The sequence below is a fragment of the Streptomyces sp. NPDC099050 genome (assembly GCF_044759865.1).
Taxonomy (GTDB): domain Bacteria; phylum Actinomycetota; class Actinomycetes; order Streptomycetales; family Streptomycetaceae; genus Streptomyces.
The window spans coordinates 98,584-113,229 of the sequence record NZ_JBIWAE010000020.1; the positions used below are offsets into that span (position 1 = coordinate 98,584).

Annotated in this window: 13 protein-coding genes and 1 riboswitch; of the genes, 8 read left to right on the forward strand and 5 right to left on the reverse strand. The window is 71.7% G+C overall.

Translation table 11 applies throughout. The annotated features are described in order from the left end of the window. The first annotated feature begins 245 nt into the window (after positions 1–245). Positions 246–1,952: a diguanylate cyclase CdgB gene (gene cdgB / locus ACIQV3_RS29440; RefSeq protein WP_403717101.1), complete on the forward strand. Its 1,707-nt coding sequence runs from the start codon at positions 246–248 to the stop codon at positions 1,950–1,952. 68 nt (positions 1,953–2,020) lie between these two features. Beyond that, a complete protein-coding gene (locus tag ACIQV3_RS29445; protein WP_403717103.1) occupies positions 2,021–3,046 on the forward strand; it encodes a CBM35 domain-containing protein in 1,026 nt (341 codons plus the stop codon). Between the two features lie 19 nt (positions 3,047–3,065). Here the strand turns inward: ACIQV3_RS29445 and ACIQV3_RS29450 are convergent, their stop codons facing one another. From ACIQV3_RS29450 to ACIQV3_RS29460, 3 genes are all read right to left on the reverse strand, one after another. After that, on the reverse strand, positions 3,066–3,986 hold the full coding sequence (locus tag ACIQV3_RS29450; protein WP_403717105.1) for a 1-phosphofructokinase family hexose kinase: 921 nt from the start codon (positions 3,984–3,986) through the stop codon (positions 3,066–3,068). Positions 3,987–4,096: 110 nt separating this feature from the next. Beyond that, complete coding sequence (nagA, locus tag ACIQV3_RS29455) at positions 4,097–5,266, reverse strand: N-acetylglucosamine-6-phosphate deacetylase (protein WP_403717107.1); 1,170 nt, start codon at positions 5,264–5,266, stop codon at positions 4,097–4,099. Beyond that, positions 5,266–6,198, reverse strand: a complete 933-nt coding sequence (locus ACIQV3_RS29460; protein ID WP_403717236.1) for an ROK family protein — start codon at positions 6,196–6,198, stop codon at positions 5,266–5,268. Before ACIQV3_RS29460 ends, nagA begins: the two co-directional genes overlap by 1 nt. Positions 6,199–6,484: 286 nt before the next feature. On the opposite strand from ACIQV3_RS29460, the gene ACIQV3_RS29465 reads away from it, so the two are divergent. The 3 genes from ACIQV3_RS29465 (at position 6,485) to otsB (ending at position 9,106) form a co-directional block, all read left to right on the forward strand. After that, complete coding sequence (locus ACIQV3_RS29465; RefSeq protein ID WP_403717110.1) at positions 6,485–7,801, forward strand: extracellular solute-binding protein; 1,317 nt, start codon at positions 6,485–6,487, stop codon at positions 7,799–7,801. 115 nt (positions 7,802–7,916) lie between these two features. Beyond that, a complete protein-coding gene (locus tag ACIQV3_RS29470; RefSeq protein WP_254386650.1) occupies positions 7,917–8,168 on the forward strand; it encodes a DUF3263 domain-containing protein in 252 nt (83 codons plus the stop codon). An 83-nt stretch (positions 8,169–8,251) separates the two neighbouring features. Beyond that, a complete protein-coding gene (otsB, locus tag ACIQV3_RS29475; RefSeq protein WP_403717113.1) occupies positions 8,252–9,106 on the forward strand; it encodes a trehalose-phosphatase in 855 nt (284 codons plus the stop codon). A gap of 173 nt (positions 9,107–9,279) precedes the next feature. On the opposite strand, the gene ACIQV3_RS29480 is transcribed toward otsB, so the two are convergent. Then, positions 9,280–10,740 carry a trehalose-6-phosphate synthase gene (locus ACIQV3_RS29480; protein WP_403717115.1) on the reverse strand — a complete coding sequence of 487 codons (1,461 nt, stop codon included), beginning with the start codon at positions 10,738–10,740 and terminating at the stop codon, positions 9,280–9,282. A 132-nt stretch (positions 10,741–10,872) separates the two neighbouring features. After that, the gene (locus ACIQV3_RS29485; RefSeq protein ID WP_403717238.1) at positions 10,873–11,910 is read right to left on the reverse strand and encodes a glucosyl-3-phosphoglycerate synthase; all 1,038 of its coding nucleotides are present in this window, start codon (positions 11,908–11,910) and stop codon (positions 10,873–10,875) included. 244 nt (positions 11,911–12,154) lie between these two features. Then, positions 12,155–12,313, forward strand: a riboswitch (SAM riboswitch). Between the two features lie 17 nt (positions 12,314–12,330). On the opposite strand from ACIQV3_RS29485, the gene thrC reads away from it, so the two are divergent. The 3 genes from thrC to ACIQV3_RS29500 all read left to right on the forward strand — a co-directional run bounded on the left by thrC (position 12,331) and on the right by ACIQV3_RS29500 (position 14,616). Next, the gene (thrC, locus tag ACIQV3_RS29490) at positions 12,331–13,659 is read left to right on the forward strand and encodes a threonine synthase (RefSeq protein ID WP_403717117.1); all 1,329 of its coding nucleotides are present in this window, start codon (positions 12,331–12,333) and stop codon (positions 13,657–13,659) included. A 36-nt stretch (positions 13,660–13,695) separates the two neighbouring features. After that, positions 13,696–13,974 (forward strand): ubiquitin-like small modifier protein 1, encoded by a 279-nt coding sequence (locus ACIQV3_RS29495; RefSeq protein ID WP_403717119.1) that lies wholly within the window; start codon positions 13,696–13,698, stop codon positions 13,972–13,974. A 435-nt stretch (positions 13,975–14,409) separates the two neighbouring features. Next, entirely contained in the window at positions 14,410–14,616 is a 207-nt protein-coding gene (locus tag ACIQV3_RS29500) for a cold-shock protein (protein WP_008743607.1), read from the forward strand. Positions 14,617–14,646 lie beyond the last annotated feature (30 nt).

Here is a 14,646-nt window from a genome sequence, read left to right on the forward strand (position 1 = left end):
CCTCCCTACGGCCGGGCGTATCGTTTGCTTCCGGGAACGGGTCGGGTGAACCCGCCGGAACGGGTCCGGAAGGGCGGCGCGGCGGCCACCCTTATTCATCTCATGTGACTTGAGTCACAGAGAGCAAGATTTGTTGACCCTGTGTACCTGCCGCACAGCTCACTGTGATTCAGTGGACGGGACACCGCAACGAAGCGCCGATGACAAACCTGGAGTTGCTGTCGAGGTCTCGGGGAGAGCGAGCAATGGAGACCGAGTCGGAGCCGTACGTCCGTCTTGCGACCCTGCGGCAGCTGCACCGGGTGGTGGCCGAGCTCAATACGGCCCGGAGCCTGGCGGACACCCTGCAGACCGTCGTCGACGGCATCGTCCTGGGTCTCGGCTACGAACTCGCCTGTGTCAACCTCGTTCGCCCCGACGGTGATCTGGTCGTCGCCGCCTTCGCGGGCGACCCCGCCGCCGAAGCCCTGATCACCGGCCGCGTCGGCTCGCGCGCCTCCTGGGAACGCCGTCTGACGATGGGCGAGAACTGGGACGGCCTGCGCTTCATCCCGCACACCGAGGGCTGGGTCCTCGTCGAGGACGACGTCCCGCAGTGGCACACCGAGGGCCCCGACCCGCGGTTCGAGGACGAGTGGCACCCCGAGGACCGGCTCTACGCACCCATGTACGCCTCCGGCGGCGAACTGCTCGGCGTGGTCTCCGTGGACCGCCCGCGCAACGGCCGCCGGCCCGGCGCCTGGGGCCGCGAAGCGCTCCAGATGTACGCCTTCCAGGCCGCGATTGCCATCAGCAACGCCCGGCTCCGCGCGAACATGCAGCGGGCCCTGGTCCGCCTCGAGCGCGAGCAGCAGGCCCTGCGCGCCAGTGAAGAGTCGTTCCGCCAGGCCTTCGAGTACGCACCGAGCGGCATGGCCATCGCCGAGATGGGCGGCGACCAGCACGGCCGCCTGCTGCGCACCAACGACGCCCTGTGCCGGCTGCTGGGGCGGCCCGCCTCCGTGCTGCGCCGGTACTCCTTCTCCGACCTCGTGCACCCCGAGGACATCGGCACCCTGCTGCGCACCTCCGCCGAGGGCGGCCGCGCCGAGCTCAGACTCGGCCGGCGCGACGGTACGTACGTCTGGGTCTCCCTGCGCAACTCCGTCGTCGCCGACGCCGCCGACGGGCCGCGCTTCCTGCTCACCCACGTCGAGGACATCGAGGAGCGCAAGCGGCACGAGCTGCAGCTCGCCCACCGCGCCAGCCACGACTCGCTGACCGGCCTGCCCAACAGCGCCGAGCTGCGCTCCCGGCTCGGGGCCCGGCTCTGCCGCCGCCCGCAGTCGGTGCGCGCCACCGCCGTGGAGGCGCTGGACGCGGCCTTCGAGACCCGGCCCTCGGTGGAGGGCGCACCGGGCGAGCACGGGTTCCGGCCCGACGGCTTTCCCGAGCCCTTCGAGTTCCCTGGCGGCATGGGCCCTACCGGTGGCCTGGGCGGCGGCCCGGCCGCGGGGGGCCCGTACGACCACCACGTGCACACGGTCGCGCCGGCGACCGACATCGACGACGGTACGAAGGGGCTCGCGGTGCTCTTCTGCGACCTCGACGGGTTCAAGTCGATCAACGACCGGTTCGGGCACCACACCGGCGACGCGGTCCTCATCGAGGTGGCCCGGCGGCTGACGACCGGGGTCCGGGACGGTGACACGGTGGCCCGGCTGGGCGGTGACGAGTTCGTCGTCCTCGCCGACGGGCTGGGCGCCGCCGACGCCGCCGATCTCGCCGTGCGGCTGCGCAACGCGATCATCCCGCCGATCCGGGTGGACGGCCGGGCGGTCCGCGTGGGAGCCAGTTTCGGCATCGGCTGGGCGAGCTGCGGCATGTCGGCCGACGAGGTGCTGCGCTCGGCCGACCAGCGCATGTACATCGAGAAGCGCTCCCGTTCGAAGGCGCACCGCAGGGCCGGGTAAGCTCTCGGGCCGCCCGTGGGCGCACCTGTTCGGGGTAGGCTCCCCGGGGTCGAAAGGAGTGACCTGCGATGACGACGCCCGCGAACCACGGCCCGAACAACGGGGCGAACCAGCCCGAGGATGACGACCCGTTCGGCTACCTCTACGAGGACGGCCAGGCCGCGGGGGCCACCCCGCCCGGGCAGGGCGGCGGATACGGCTACCCGGGACCCGGGGCCGGCGCTCAGCCGGGCGTGCCCAGGACCTCGTACAACCAGGTCCGCACCGTCGGTGACCGGCCCTACGGCGGCCAGCGCGGGCCCGTTCCCTATCAGCAGGGCGGCCCGCAGCAGCAGGCCTACCAGGCCCAGTACCAGGCCCCCGAAGCGCTCCAGGCGGGCGGCTACGGCGTTCCGCCGCAGCAGCAGCCCCCGCAGTACACCCAGTCCGTACCGCTGCCGGGCTCCGGCGGCGGCCACGGGGGCGGCGGGTCCAGCCGCAAGGGCATGCTCATCGCTGCCGTCGCGGTGGTCGCCGCGGTGGCGATCGGCATCGGCGCGGCCGTGATCTTCGGCAAGGACGACGACGCCGACAAGGGCAAGACCAACACGGCGAACACGGGCCAGAGCCCGTCGGCACCCGCCCAGAACACCCCCTCGAACCAGCCGAGCGGCTCCGCGCCCGCGGACGCCCCGCTGCCCAAGGGCGACGCGGGCGGCTCCGGCATGGTGATCAGCGGCGACGCGCAGCTCGAGAGCGCGGTGAAGGGTGCGGAGAGCGCGAACGGCCAGTACGTGGGCAACTTCAATCAGCCGGGCGCGGCGGTCACCTGGACGCTGGACCTCCCCAAGGGGGGCACCTACCGCCTCTACGTGCGCTACGGCATCCCGGGTGAGGACGCCAACGCCACCCTCGCGGTGAACGGCAAGCCCAACACCTCGCCGCTGAACATGCGGAACTTCGCGAAGTCCCCCCAGGGTGACTGGGAGAAGGGCTGGCAGACCACTTGGGGCCAGGTGACCCTGAAGGAGGGCACCAACACCGTCAAGCTGTCGTGCGAGTCCGGCAACAAGTGCCAGGTCAACATCGACAAGCTGTGGCTCCAGAAGGGCTGAGCGGCAGCGAGAAGGCGCCCTAACCCTCCGTGACCTTCACCGACCCCCGTACCTCCTCGTAGGTGCGGGGGTCGAAGTCTCCCGCCGTGGGGGCCGCGACCGTGGCGGCCGAGAGGGCCACCGCGCGGGTCAGGCGGTCCGGCCAGTCCAGGCCTTCGGTGAGGGCCGAGAGCAGGCCCGCGACCGCGGAGTCGCCGGCGCCCGTGGGGTTGCCCGCCAGGGTGCGGGGCGGGGCCGCCCGCCAGGTGCCCATGGCGGTGGCGGCGAGCAGTCCTTCCGGGCCGAGCGAGGTGACCACCGCGCGGGCCCCGCGGCGGCGGGCGTCCCGGGTGGCGGGGAGCGGGTCGCGGGACCCGGTCAGCTCGGCGAGCTCGGCGGCGTTCGGTTTGATCACGTCGGGGCGGGCCGCGACCCCGCGGCGCAGGGCTTCGCCGCTGGTGTCGAGGAGGACGGGCACGCCGGCCGTGCGGGCCGCCCGTACGAGGGCGGCGTACGCCCCCACGGGCACGCCCGGGGGCAGGCTGCCGCACAGGGCCACCGCGCGGGCGCCGCCCGTCAGCAGGGCCTCGTAGCGGGAGAGGAACCCGGACCACTCGGCGGCGGTGATCAGCGGGCCCGGTTCGTTGAACTGCGTGGTGTCCCCGGAGGCCTCGTCGACGACGGCCAGGGTGCGCCGGGTGGTGCCCGCGCAGGGGACCAGCTCGTCGCGGACGCCGGGGGAGCCGGCGAGCAGCTCGCGTACGAGGGCTCCCGTGGGGCCGCCCGCGAAGCCGGTCGCGGTGACCTCGTGGCCGATCGCGGCGAGCACGCGGGCCACGTTCAGGCCCTTGCCGCCGGGGCGTTCGGTGACCTCGGTGACGCGGTGGGAGGCGTGCGCGAGCAGGCGCGGCACGCGGTAGGTGACGTCGAGCGCGGTGTTGAGCGTCACGGTCAGGATCATGACGGGTCCCGGTGTTGGTGTGTGCCGCCTCTTGCGGGGCCACAGCATGCCAAATGCAGGAGCGGTCGGCCCAGTACCCCGGGCCGACCGCTTCCGTGGAGGTGCGCCGGTCAGTTGCCCGCCGCGAGCGGGTTCACGATCCACTCGCCGCGCCGCATGACGCCCCGGACGTCGAAGGCGGAGTCGAGGACGACGAGGTCCGCGTACTTGCCGGGCTCCAGCGAGCCGACCTGGTCGTAGACGCCGATCAGCTTGGCCGGGTTGGCGGAGATCGCCTGGACCACGGACTCGACGGGGAGCTTGTCGAGGGTGACCGACCGCTTGAAGGCGGTGTCCAGGGTGAGGGTGGAGCCGGCGATGGAGCCGCCCTCGACGAGGCGGGCGACGCCCTCCTTGACCTCGACCTCCAGCGGGCCGAGGTGGTAGATCCCGTCGCCGAAGCCGGCCGCGTCCATCGCGTCGGTGATCAGCGCCACCCGGTGCGCGCCCGCGTGGTGGAAGGCCAGCTCCAGCATGGCCGGGTGCAGGTGGGTGCCGTCGTTGATCAGCTCGACCGTGACCCGCTCGTCCTCCAGCAGGGCCGCGATGGGGCCGGGGGCGCGGTGCTCCAGGCCCGGCATCGCGTTGTAGAGGTGGGTGGCCACGGTCGCGCCCGCGTCGATGGCTTCGAGGGTCTGCTCGTAGGTGGAGTCCGTGTGGCCGATCGCCGCGATGACCCCGTGCTCGGCGAGCAGCCGTACGGAGTCCAGGCCGCCGGGCAGTTCGGTGGCGAGGGTGAACATGCGGGCGGCGCCGTGCGAGGCGTCGATCAGCTTGCGGACCTCGGCCGGGTCGGGGTCGCGCAGCAGGTCTTCCTTGTGCGCGCCCTTGCGGCAGGGGTTGATGAAGGGGCCCTCGAAGTGGATGCCCGCGATGTCGCCCTGCTGGGTCAGCTCGGCGAGCAGTCCGGCGCGGCGGGCGAGCTCGTCCAGGTCGCCGGTGACGGTGGAGGCGACCAGGGTGGTCGTGCCGTGCTCGCGGTGGGTCCGTACGCCCTGCAGCACCTCCTCGGCGGTGCCGGAGGTGAAGGAGGCACCGCCGCCGCCGTGGTTGTGCATGTCGACGAAGCCGGGGACGATCAGGCACCCGGTGAGGTCGACGACGGCCGCGTTCTCGTCCGCGCTGCCGGCGATGCGCTCGCCGTCGACGATGAGGCGCCCGCCCTTGACGATGCCCGTGGGCAGCACCACGTCGGCGCCGGAGAGAACGGTGCTGCGGCCCACATGTGCGCTTCCGGACATCAGGCAGGTACCTCCGTGGCGAGTAGATCCCAGGCGAGCAGGCCTGCACCCAGGCATCCGGCGGTGTCCCCTAGGGCCGCCGGAACGATGTGGGGCAGCCGCTGGAACGTCACGCGTTCCTCGACGGCCGTCCGTAGTGGTGTGAACAAGGTTTCCCCGGCCTCGGCCAGTCCGCCACCGATGATCAGCGTGCTCGGGTCCAGCAGGGTGATCGCGGTGACCAGCCCGTCGGCCAGGGCGCCGATGGCGGCGAGCCAGACCTCCCGGGCGCGCTCGTCGCCGGATTCGACGGCCTTGGCGCAGTCCGCGGCGTCCGCCTCGGGGTCGCCGGAGGCGGCCGCCCAGGCGCGGCTGACGGCGGAGGCGGAGGCGAGGGTCTCCAGGCAGCCGTGCTGGCCGCAGCCGCAGGCGGGGCCGCCGGGGCGGACCACGATGTGGCCGATCTCGCCCGCGTACCCGTGCGCGCCGGCCTCGATGCGGCCGGCGATGCCGATGGCTCCGGCGATGCCGGTGCCGAGGGGGACGAACAGGAAGCGGTCGGCGCCGCGGCCCGCGCCGATGCGGCCCTCGGCGAGTCCGCCCGTGCGGACGTCGTGGCCGAGGGCGACCGGGATGCCGCCGAGGCGTCTGCCGAGCAGTTCGCGCATCGGGACGTCGCGCCAGCCCAGGTTCGCCGCGTAGACGGCGATCCCGTTCTCGGCGTCGACGATGCCGGGGACGGCCACGCCGGCCGCGGAGGCGGTGGTGTGGAAGCGTTCGCGGCCGAGCTCGAGGAGCTCGGCGGCGAAGTCCTGGATCGTCTCGACGACGGCTTCGGCGCCCCGCTCACGGCCGGTCGCGCGGCGCGCTTCGTGGAGCAGGGTGCCGTCGGCGGCGACGAGGGCGGCCTTCATCCCAGTGCCGCCCACATCGAGGGCGATGACGTGTTTCACGGGTTTCACGGGTGACAGTCTCGCGTGATCGGAGGGCAAAGGTCTAGTCCACTGAGAGGGATTGTTGAGTGGCCATACAAATTCGGGACCTTCGTCGCCGGGCGGGCCGGCGGGCGAGTCGGCGAGCGGGCCCGCGCGAGGGTCCGCGCGCGGGTGTGCGGGCACGTCCGTGCGTGTGTACGCGTGCAGGCCGTGTGCACGTTTGGCACCGGATGTTGACCAGGCTCAAAAGTGGTGTAGACCTTTACGCGAATCGTACGGAACAACCTGGGGTGGAACGAGAACTGTGAAGGCCCGAACTGTCCAGGCCAGAAGGCTGAACCTCGCCGCTTCCGGCCTCGCACTGTGCCTGACCACGGTGACGCTGACCGGCTGCGGCGCCGTGTCGGGCGTCACCGGGGACAACGAGGTCACCCTGAAGGTCGTGGCGGCCGACTACGGGGACAAACCGGAAAACTCCTCCAAGCCCTACTGGAAGGACCTCGCCGCGGCCTTCGAGAAGCGCAACCCCGGCATCAAGGTCCAGGTCGACGTCTACTCCTGGGAGGACGTCGACGCCAAGGTCGCCGAGATGGTCAAGGCCGGCGAGGCCCCCGACATCGCCCAGATCGGCGCCTACGCCGACTACGCCGCCGACGGCAAGCTGTACACCGCCGACGAGCTGCTCTCCGTGAACACCCAGGCCGACTTCCTCGATCCGCTCGCCGAAGCGGGCAAGGTCCGGCGCGATCAGTACGGCATGCCCTTCGTGGCCAGCACCCGGCTGATGTTCTACAACGAGAAGCTCTTCGCCGACGCCGGCATCATCCCCAAGGACGGCAAGACCGCCTGGCGCCCCAAGAGCTGGGCCGATCTGGAGTCCGCCGCCAAGAAGCTCAAGGCGGACGGCGTCCCGACGCCCATCGCGCTGCCCCTGGGCCGCGAGGAGGCACAGGCCGAGACGATGCAGTGGCTGCTCGCGGGCGGCGGAGGCTACGCCGACAACGAAGACCAGTACTCGATCGACTCCCCGAACAACGTCGAGACCCTGGAGTTCCTCCGCGACAACCTCGTCGGCGCCGGCCTGACCGGCCCCGTGGAGCCGGGCAAGCTGAACCGCCAGGCCGCCTTCGACTCCTTCTCGCGCGGCGAGGTCGGCATGCTCAACGGGCACCCGACGCTGCTCAAGCAGGCCGCCGCCAAGGGCGTGAAGTACGGCATGATCCCCATGCCGACCTCCGACGGGGTCAGCCACCCCACGATGGGCGTCGCCGACTGGGTGATGGCCTTCAAGACCGGCCACCAGACGCAGTCCGGGAAGTTCCTGGACTTCCTGTACGAGGCCGAGAACGTGACGGCCTTCACCGAGAAGTACGACCTGCTCCCGGTGACCACCAGCGGCTCCCGCGCGATGGAAGCCTCCACCGGGTCCTCCTCGGCGGAGCTGAAGACCTTCCTGCGCGCCCTGCCCAACGCGCGGCTCTACCCGGTGGGCAAGAAGTCCTGGGCGACCGTGAGCGAGGACGTCAAGAAGAACATCGGCAAGGCGGTGCAGCCGGGCGGGCAGCCCGGGAAGATCCTCGCGGACATCGCGGAGGCCGGGCGCAAGGCGGATCCGCGCTGATCCGGGCTGAGCCGCGCTGATCCGGGCTGAGCCGCGCGCGCTGATCCGGGCTGAGCCGCGCGGGGCCGATCCCGGTCGGGCGGGTGCTGTCGGAGGCCGGAGTTAACCTGGCCGTATGACGGACGCGGACGAGAGGCCGCCCGCCGGGCTGAGCCCCGACGAAGCGGCCGTACTGGCCTACGAGGCCCGCACCTGGCCCGGCCCGGGCGCCAAGGAGCGGGCCATAAGGGAAGGACTGGGGATGCCCCCGGTCCGGTACTACCAGCTGCTCAACGCGCTGATGGACGACCCCAGGGCGCTGCGGCACGCACCCGGCACCGTGAACCGCCTGCGGCGCATCCGGGAGGCCCAGCGGGCGCGGCGGTAGCGGCCGCGGTCCGGGCACGGCCCGCGCCTTGGCCTTGGCCCGCCCCGTAGCCTTGGCCCGGCAGGGCCGTTAGGGTCGTGCGTATGGGGAGCCATCCGCACGATCTGCCGATGCCCGTGACCACCGCCGGACGCGAGGGACTCGAGGCCCTACTCCGCGCACCGCGCCGCTCCGTCGTCGCCCTCGACTTCGACGGCACCCTCGCCGACATCGTTCCCGACCCCGACCAGGCACGGGCCCACCCGGGAGCCGTCCCCGCGCTCGCCGCGCTCGCCCCCGAGGTCGGCTCCATCGCGGTCGTCACCGGCCGGCCCGCCGGGGTCGCCGTCCGCTACGGGGGCTTCGCCGGGGTGCCCGGACTCGAACACCTGGTCGTGCTCGGGCACTACGGAGCCGAGCGCTGGGACGCCGTGAGCGGCATCGTGCACGCTCCGGCCGAGCATCCGGGGGTCGCGGCGGTCCGGGCCGAGCTGCCCGGGTTCCTGGACGCGATCGGTGCGTGGCGCGGGACGTGGATCGAGGAGAAGGGCCAGGCACTGGCCGTCCACACCCGCCGTGCGGCGGACCCGGAGGCGGCCTTCGCGGCCCTGCGCGAGCCCCTGGCGGGGCTGGCGGCCCGGCACGGCCTGATGGTCGAGCCGGGGCGGGCCGTACTGGAACTGCGGCCGCCGGGGATGGACAAGGGCGTCGCGCTCACGGAGTACCTCGCGGAGGTGGGGGCGCAGGCCGTGCTCTACGCCGGGGACGACCTGGGGGACCTCGCGGCGTACTCGGCGGTGGAGAAACTGCGGGCCGGGGGCATGCCGGGGCTCCTGGTGTGCAGCGGCTCGGCGGAGGTCCCGGAACTGGCCGCCCGCGCGGACCTGACGCTGTCCGGGCCGTCGGAGGTCGTCGCCTTCCTGGCGGGCTTGGCCGCGGCGGTGCGGGCATCTTCTTGACGCGCCGCGCATCCTTTTGACACCTCAGCCCGGTGGGTGGGTGGGCGGGTGTGGCTCGGTGCCCTGCGGGGCCGTCCCCTACCCACCCTTCCACCGTTCCCTTGGCTCCGCCCAGACCCGCGCCTCACACGCCGGCGGGGCTGGGAGGGACTTCGCCCCGCACAGCGGCGCGGTCAGGTGCGCAGGGCGTCCAGCTGGGACGTGAACCACTGGGCAGGCGGGAGCGCCGTCGCCGCCGCGGCCAGGCGCTTCGTGCGGTCCGCGCGCTCCGCCGCCGGCATGGAGAGGGCGGCGTGCAGGGCCTGCGCCGTCGCCGTGACGTCGTACGGGTTCACCGTCAGCGCGTCCGCGCCCAGCTCCTCGTACGCCCCCGCCCCGGTGGACAGCACCAGCACGCACCCCGCCTCCGAGACCACCGGGATCTCCTTCGCGACGAGGTTCATGCCGTCCCGTACGGGATTGACCAGCGCCACGTCCGCCAGCCGGTACGCCGCCAGGGACCGCGCGAAGTCGTCCTCGACGGAGACCAGCACCGGCCGCCAGTCGGCCGTGCCGAACTCCGCGTTGATCTCCGCCGCCAGCTCCCGCACCGACTCCGTGTACTCCCGGTAGACGGTCAGGTCCTGCCGGGACGGATAGGCGGAGGCCAGGTGTACCACCCGTTCCCGCCACTCGGGGTGCGTGACCAGCAGTTCCCGGTACGCCAGCAGTCCCCGCAGGATGTTCTTCGACAGCTCGGTCCGGTCCACCCGGACGATCGTCCTCAGCCCGCCGACCTCCGCCCGCAGCGCCGCCAGCTTGTCGTCCACCTCCGGCCGGTGCGCGAGCGCGCGCAGCTCGTCCCCGTCCACGCCGAGGGGGTACGGGGTGACGTGCGTGAACCGGGCTTCCCCGTGCCAGTTCCCGTCCGTTGTCCTCCTGCGGTGCCGCACGCCACGCTCGGGACCGGTCGGAATCGATCCCTGCGCGAGCCCGCGCACGTCGTCCGCCATCGCGCCGCTGATGAAGTTGTCCGCCCACTCCCGGGTGTGGAACCCCAGCCGGTCGGCCCCGAGCATCCCCCACAGCAACTGGCTCCGGATGTCCTCCGGGAGCATCCCCAGGAACTCCGGCGAGGCCCACGGCGTGTGCGTGAAGTGCCCGATCCGCAGGTCCGGGCGGAGCTCCCGGAGCATTCCGGGGGCCAGGGCCAGGTGGTAGTCCTGGATCAGGACGGTCGCGCCCTCGGCGGCCTCCTCCGCGAGGGCCGCCGCGAAGGCCTCGTTGTACGTGACGTACGAGGCCCAGCGCCGCCGGAACTCCGCGTCGAAGACCGGCTCGCGCGGGATCTCGTACAGGTGGTGGTGGAGGAACCACAGCACCGAGTTCGCGATGCCGTTGTACGCGCCGTCGTAGACGGCCGGGTCGACCGGCAGCATCCGTACGCCCGGCTCGGAGACCCCCCGCCGCACCGCCTCCCGGTCCGCGTCCGACAGCGCCGCGCAGATCCACAGCGCGTCCGGCTGCTCCGCGAGGGCGGCGGAGAGCCCGGAGACGAGGCCGCCCCCGCCGCGGCGGGCACTGAGCGTGCGGTCCGGGGCGAGGGCGTAGGAGAGGGGGCCGCGATTCGCGGCGACGAGCACCTGGGAAGCCATGCGGCGAACCTAGCCCGCCTCGCCTCCGGTCAAACGTCAGTGCCTGCGTGTGCGCCCGACCGAGAGGAAGACCACACCGCCGAGTGCCGTGAGCGTGGCGGCCGTGCTCATCAGCCAGGGCTGAATCGGGCGTTACGCCACGCGACGGTGCGCGTACTCCTCGATGTCCCGCATCGGCGGCCGCTCCTCGGTGTCCACGGCGTAGGTGTGCGGTACGAACCCCTGCGGGCCCCGCTCGAACTGCGTCAGCTCGGGGCGTACGAGATGGCCGCGCGAAAGCCGGACCTGCGCCGTGCGGTAGATCGCCGCGGCCATCCGGCCCAGGGCCTGGCCGTCCTGGTGCCTGTGCAGCCGTACGCCCACGTCCACCTGGGCCAGCGCGTCCAGCCCGGCCGTGTGCAGCGCGTCCACCAGCAGGCCCAGCTCGACCCCGTAGCCCACCGGGAACGGCAGCCGTTCGAGGAGCTCGCGGCGTACGGCGTACTCGCCGCCGAGCGGCTGGACGAAACCGGCCAGCTGCGGCCAGTGCAGGTTGAGCAGGGGCCGGGCCACCAGCTCCGTGACCCGGCCGCCCTGGCCGTGGGCCTTGGCGGAGGCCGGGTCGCCGAAGTCCGCGGCGCCGAAGTCCGCGGCGCGGAAGTCCGAGGCGCCGAGCTCCGGGCCGCCGAGCTCCGGGCCCAGGGGGCGGTCGTACATCGCCTTGACGAACCGCACGTCCGGCTCGGTCAGCAGCGGGCCGACGATCCCCGAGACGAAGGCGGACGAGAAATCGCGCAGGTCTGCGTCCACGAAGCAGACGATGTCCCCGGTGGTGGCCAGCAGCGAGCGCCACAGCACCTCGCCCTTGCCGGGCAGCGCCGGGATCCGCGGCAGGACCTCGTCGCGGTGCACCACCCGGGCCCCGGCCTTGGCCGCGACCTCCCCGGTGCGGTCGGTGGAGCCCGAGTCGATCACGACGAGTTCGTCCACCAGGGGCACCGGCAGCCCCTCGATCAGATCGCGCCGGATCACCTCGACGATCGCGCCGACCGTCGCCTCCTCGTTCAGCGCCGGCAACACCACGCTCACCGTGGTCCCCGCTGCCCGCTTGGCGGAAAGCAGCTGGCCGAGCGGTCGGTCGGCGGCGGACCAGGAGCGGTCTGCCAACCAGCGCTCCACCTCTTCCAGCACCTTCAGCACTCCCTGTTCATCACTGGGTTCATCACTGGGTCCGTCACTGGGTTCGTCACGGCGTTCATCATGGGGTCCATCGCGGGTTTGGACCGAAATGTGATCCATCTCGCGGTTCGGACGGCTGTCTCAACCCCCCGGGCCTTCGGTTACAGTCTTGAACAACGCGATGGCCCACCGCATGCCGGGGGCCCCGCGCACAAACGCACCGGCGCGCCACAGAGCGCGTCTGCCGGTGCCATACCGCTCATCCAGAGGGGCAGAGGGACACGGCCCGTTGAAGCCCCGGCAACCCTCCAGTCGGTTCTCGCGATCGCGCATTCCAGCGCCGCCAGCGAGGTCCCCGGCTAGGGAAGGTGCCAATTCCGTCTCATGGCGAAGTGCGCCATGGGGAAGATGAGGAGAAAGGGCCTCGCCATCATGGCTGCACAGTCTGTCGCAACCTCTGCCGAAACCGTTGAAAGCAATACTGTCGTCGAAGCCGGCACCGTCGGTGCCTCCGTCGACCTCGGTCCCGCCACCGGCCTTTCCTGTCGTGAGTGCGGTACCCGCTTCGAGCTCGGCCCGATCTTCGCCTGCGCCGAGTGCTTCGGACCGCTCGAAGTCGCCTACGAGCTGCCCCTGGGCGACCCGGAAGCCCTGCGCGCCGCCATCGAGGCCGGCCCGAACAACATCTGGCGCTACGCGCCGCTGCTGCCCGTCCCGGCGGACGTGGCCTCCAAGCCGAGCCTGAACCCCGGCTTCACCAAGCTCGTGGACGCGGCCAACCTGGCCAAGGAGCTCGGCTTCACCGGCAAGCTGTACGTCAAGGACGACTCCGGCAACCCGACGCACTCCTTCAAGGACCGCGTCGTGGCCATCGCCGTCGAGGCCGCCCGCGCCTTCGGCTTCACCACCCTCTCCTGCTCCTCCACCGGCAACCTGGCCGGCGCCGTCGGCGCCGCGGCCGCCCGCGCCGGCTTCCGCTCCTGTGTGTTCATCCCGCACGACCTGGAGCAGGGCAAGGTCGTCATGGCCGGTGTCTACGGTGGCGACCTGGTCGGCATCGAGGGCAACTATGACGACGTCAACCGCTTCTGCTCCGAGCTCATCGGCGACCCGCTGGGCGAGGGCTGGGGCTTCGTCAACGTCAACCTGCGCCCGTACTACGGCGAGGGTTCCAAGACCCTGGCGTACGAGATCTGCGAGCAGCTCGGCTGGCAGCTGCCCGACCAGATCGTCATCCCGATCGCGTCCGGCTCGCAGCTCACGAAGATCGACAAGGGTCTCCAGGAGCTGATCAAGCTCGGCCTCGTCGAGGACAAGCCGTACAAGATCTTCGGCGCCCAGGCCGAGGGCTGCTCCCCCGTCTCGACCGCCTTCAAGGCCGGTCACGAGGTGGTCCGCCCGCAGAAGCCGAACACCATCGCCAAGTCGCTGGCCATCGGCAACCCGGCGGACGGCCCGTACGTCCTGGACATCGCGCGCCGCACCGGCGGGTTCGTCGAGGACGTCAACGACGAGCAGGTCGTCGAGGCCATCAAGATCCTCGCGCAGACCGAGGGCATCTTCGCCGAGACCGCGGGCGGCGTGACCGTCGGCGTGACGAAGAAGCTCGTCGAGAACGGGCAGCTCGACCCCACGCTGACCACCGTGATCCTGAACACCGGTGACGGCCTCAAGACCCTGGAGGCGGTGGCCGCCGACAGTGGCCAGACCGCCACGATCCGCCCGAGCCTGGACGCGTTCCGCGCCGCCAACCTCGCCTGATTCCTCCTCCCTGCACACCGGAAAGGCAGTAGCGCCATGAGCGTCAACGTCCGCATCCCCACCATCCTGCGCACCTACACCGGCGGCCAGGCCGAGGTCTCCGCCGAGGGCGCGACCCTCGAAGAGGTCATCCAGTCCCTGGAGGCGAGCCACCCCGGCATCGCCGCGCGCGTCCTGGACGACCAGGGCAAGCTGCGCCGCTTCGTCAACGTCTACGTCAACGACGACGACGTGCGCTTCGAGGGCGGGCTGCAGACGTCCACGCCGGACGGCGCCGGCATCTCGATCATCCCCGCCGTCGCGGGCGGCTGCTGAGCCTTCGCGGCACCTCGCGGCACTTCGCGGCACCTCGTAGGGCCTGGCAGGACCTCGTAGAAACTGAATTGCCCCCTCCGTTAAGAAACGGAGGGGGCAATTCTGCTGGATTGGGCGCGGTAGAGTTGGGGAAGTCCCCTCCGCTGTTCTTGCCCGCCGCATATGAACGGGTCGCGTGAGGGTTGACATTGAGTCAACATGCAAGTGCGCTATGGGTCCTTGGCGTGGTTTGTCCGGCCCGAGTTGCCCTGGAATATTCCGGGTTTTCACCCTATTTCAATCTTTTGCCGTGTCCAGATTTCTCGTCGGAATGACCTGTTGCAGACAGCAGCGGTGCGGATACATTCAGCCCCGGTCGAGGCGTTCCGGCGCAAGTTCTGACCCGGGACCGCGAAGTGCGGTCCTGCGCAAGGGCCAGTAATAGGGGAGTTAGGCATGGCTCAGGGCACCGTCAAGTGGTTCAACGCGGAGAAGGGCTACGGCTTCATCGCGGTCGACGGTGGTGCGGATGTGTTCGTCCACTACAGCGCCATCCAGATGGACGGGTACCGCACCCTTGAAGAGGGTCAGCGGGTCGAGTTCGAGATCTCGCAGGGCCAGAAGGGTCCGCAGGCGGACATGGTCAAGCTCGCCGCCGGCTAGTCCGACCGCGATCGGCCACCTACACGTCCG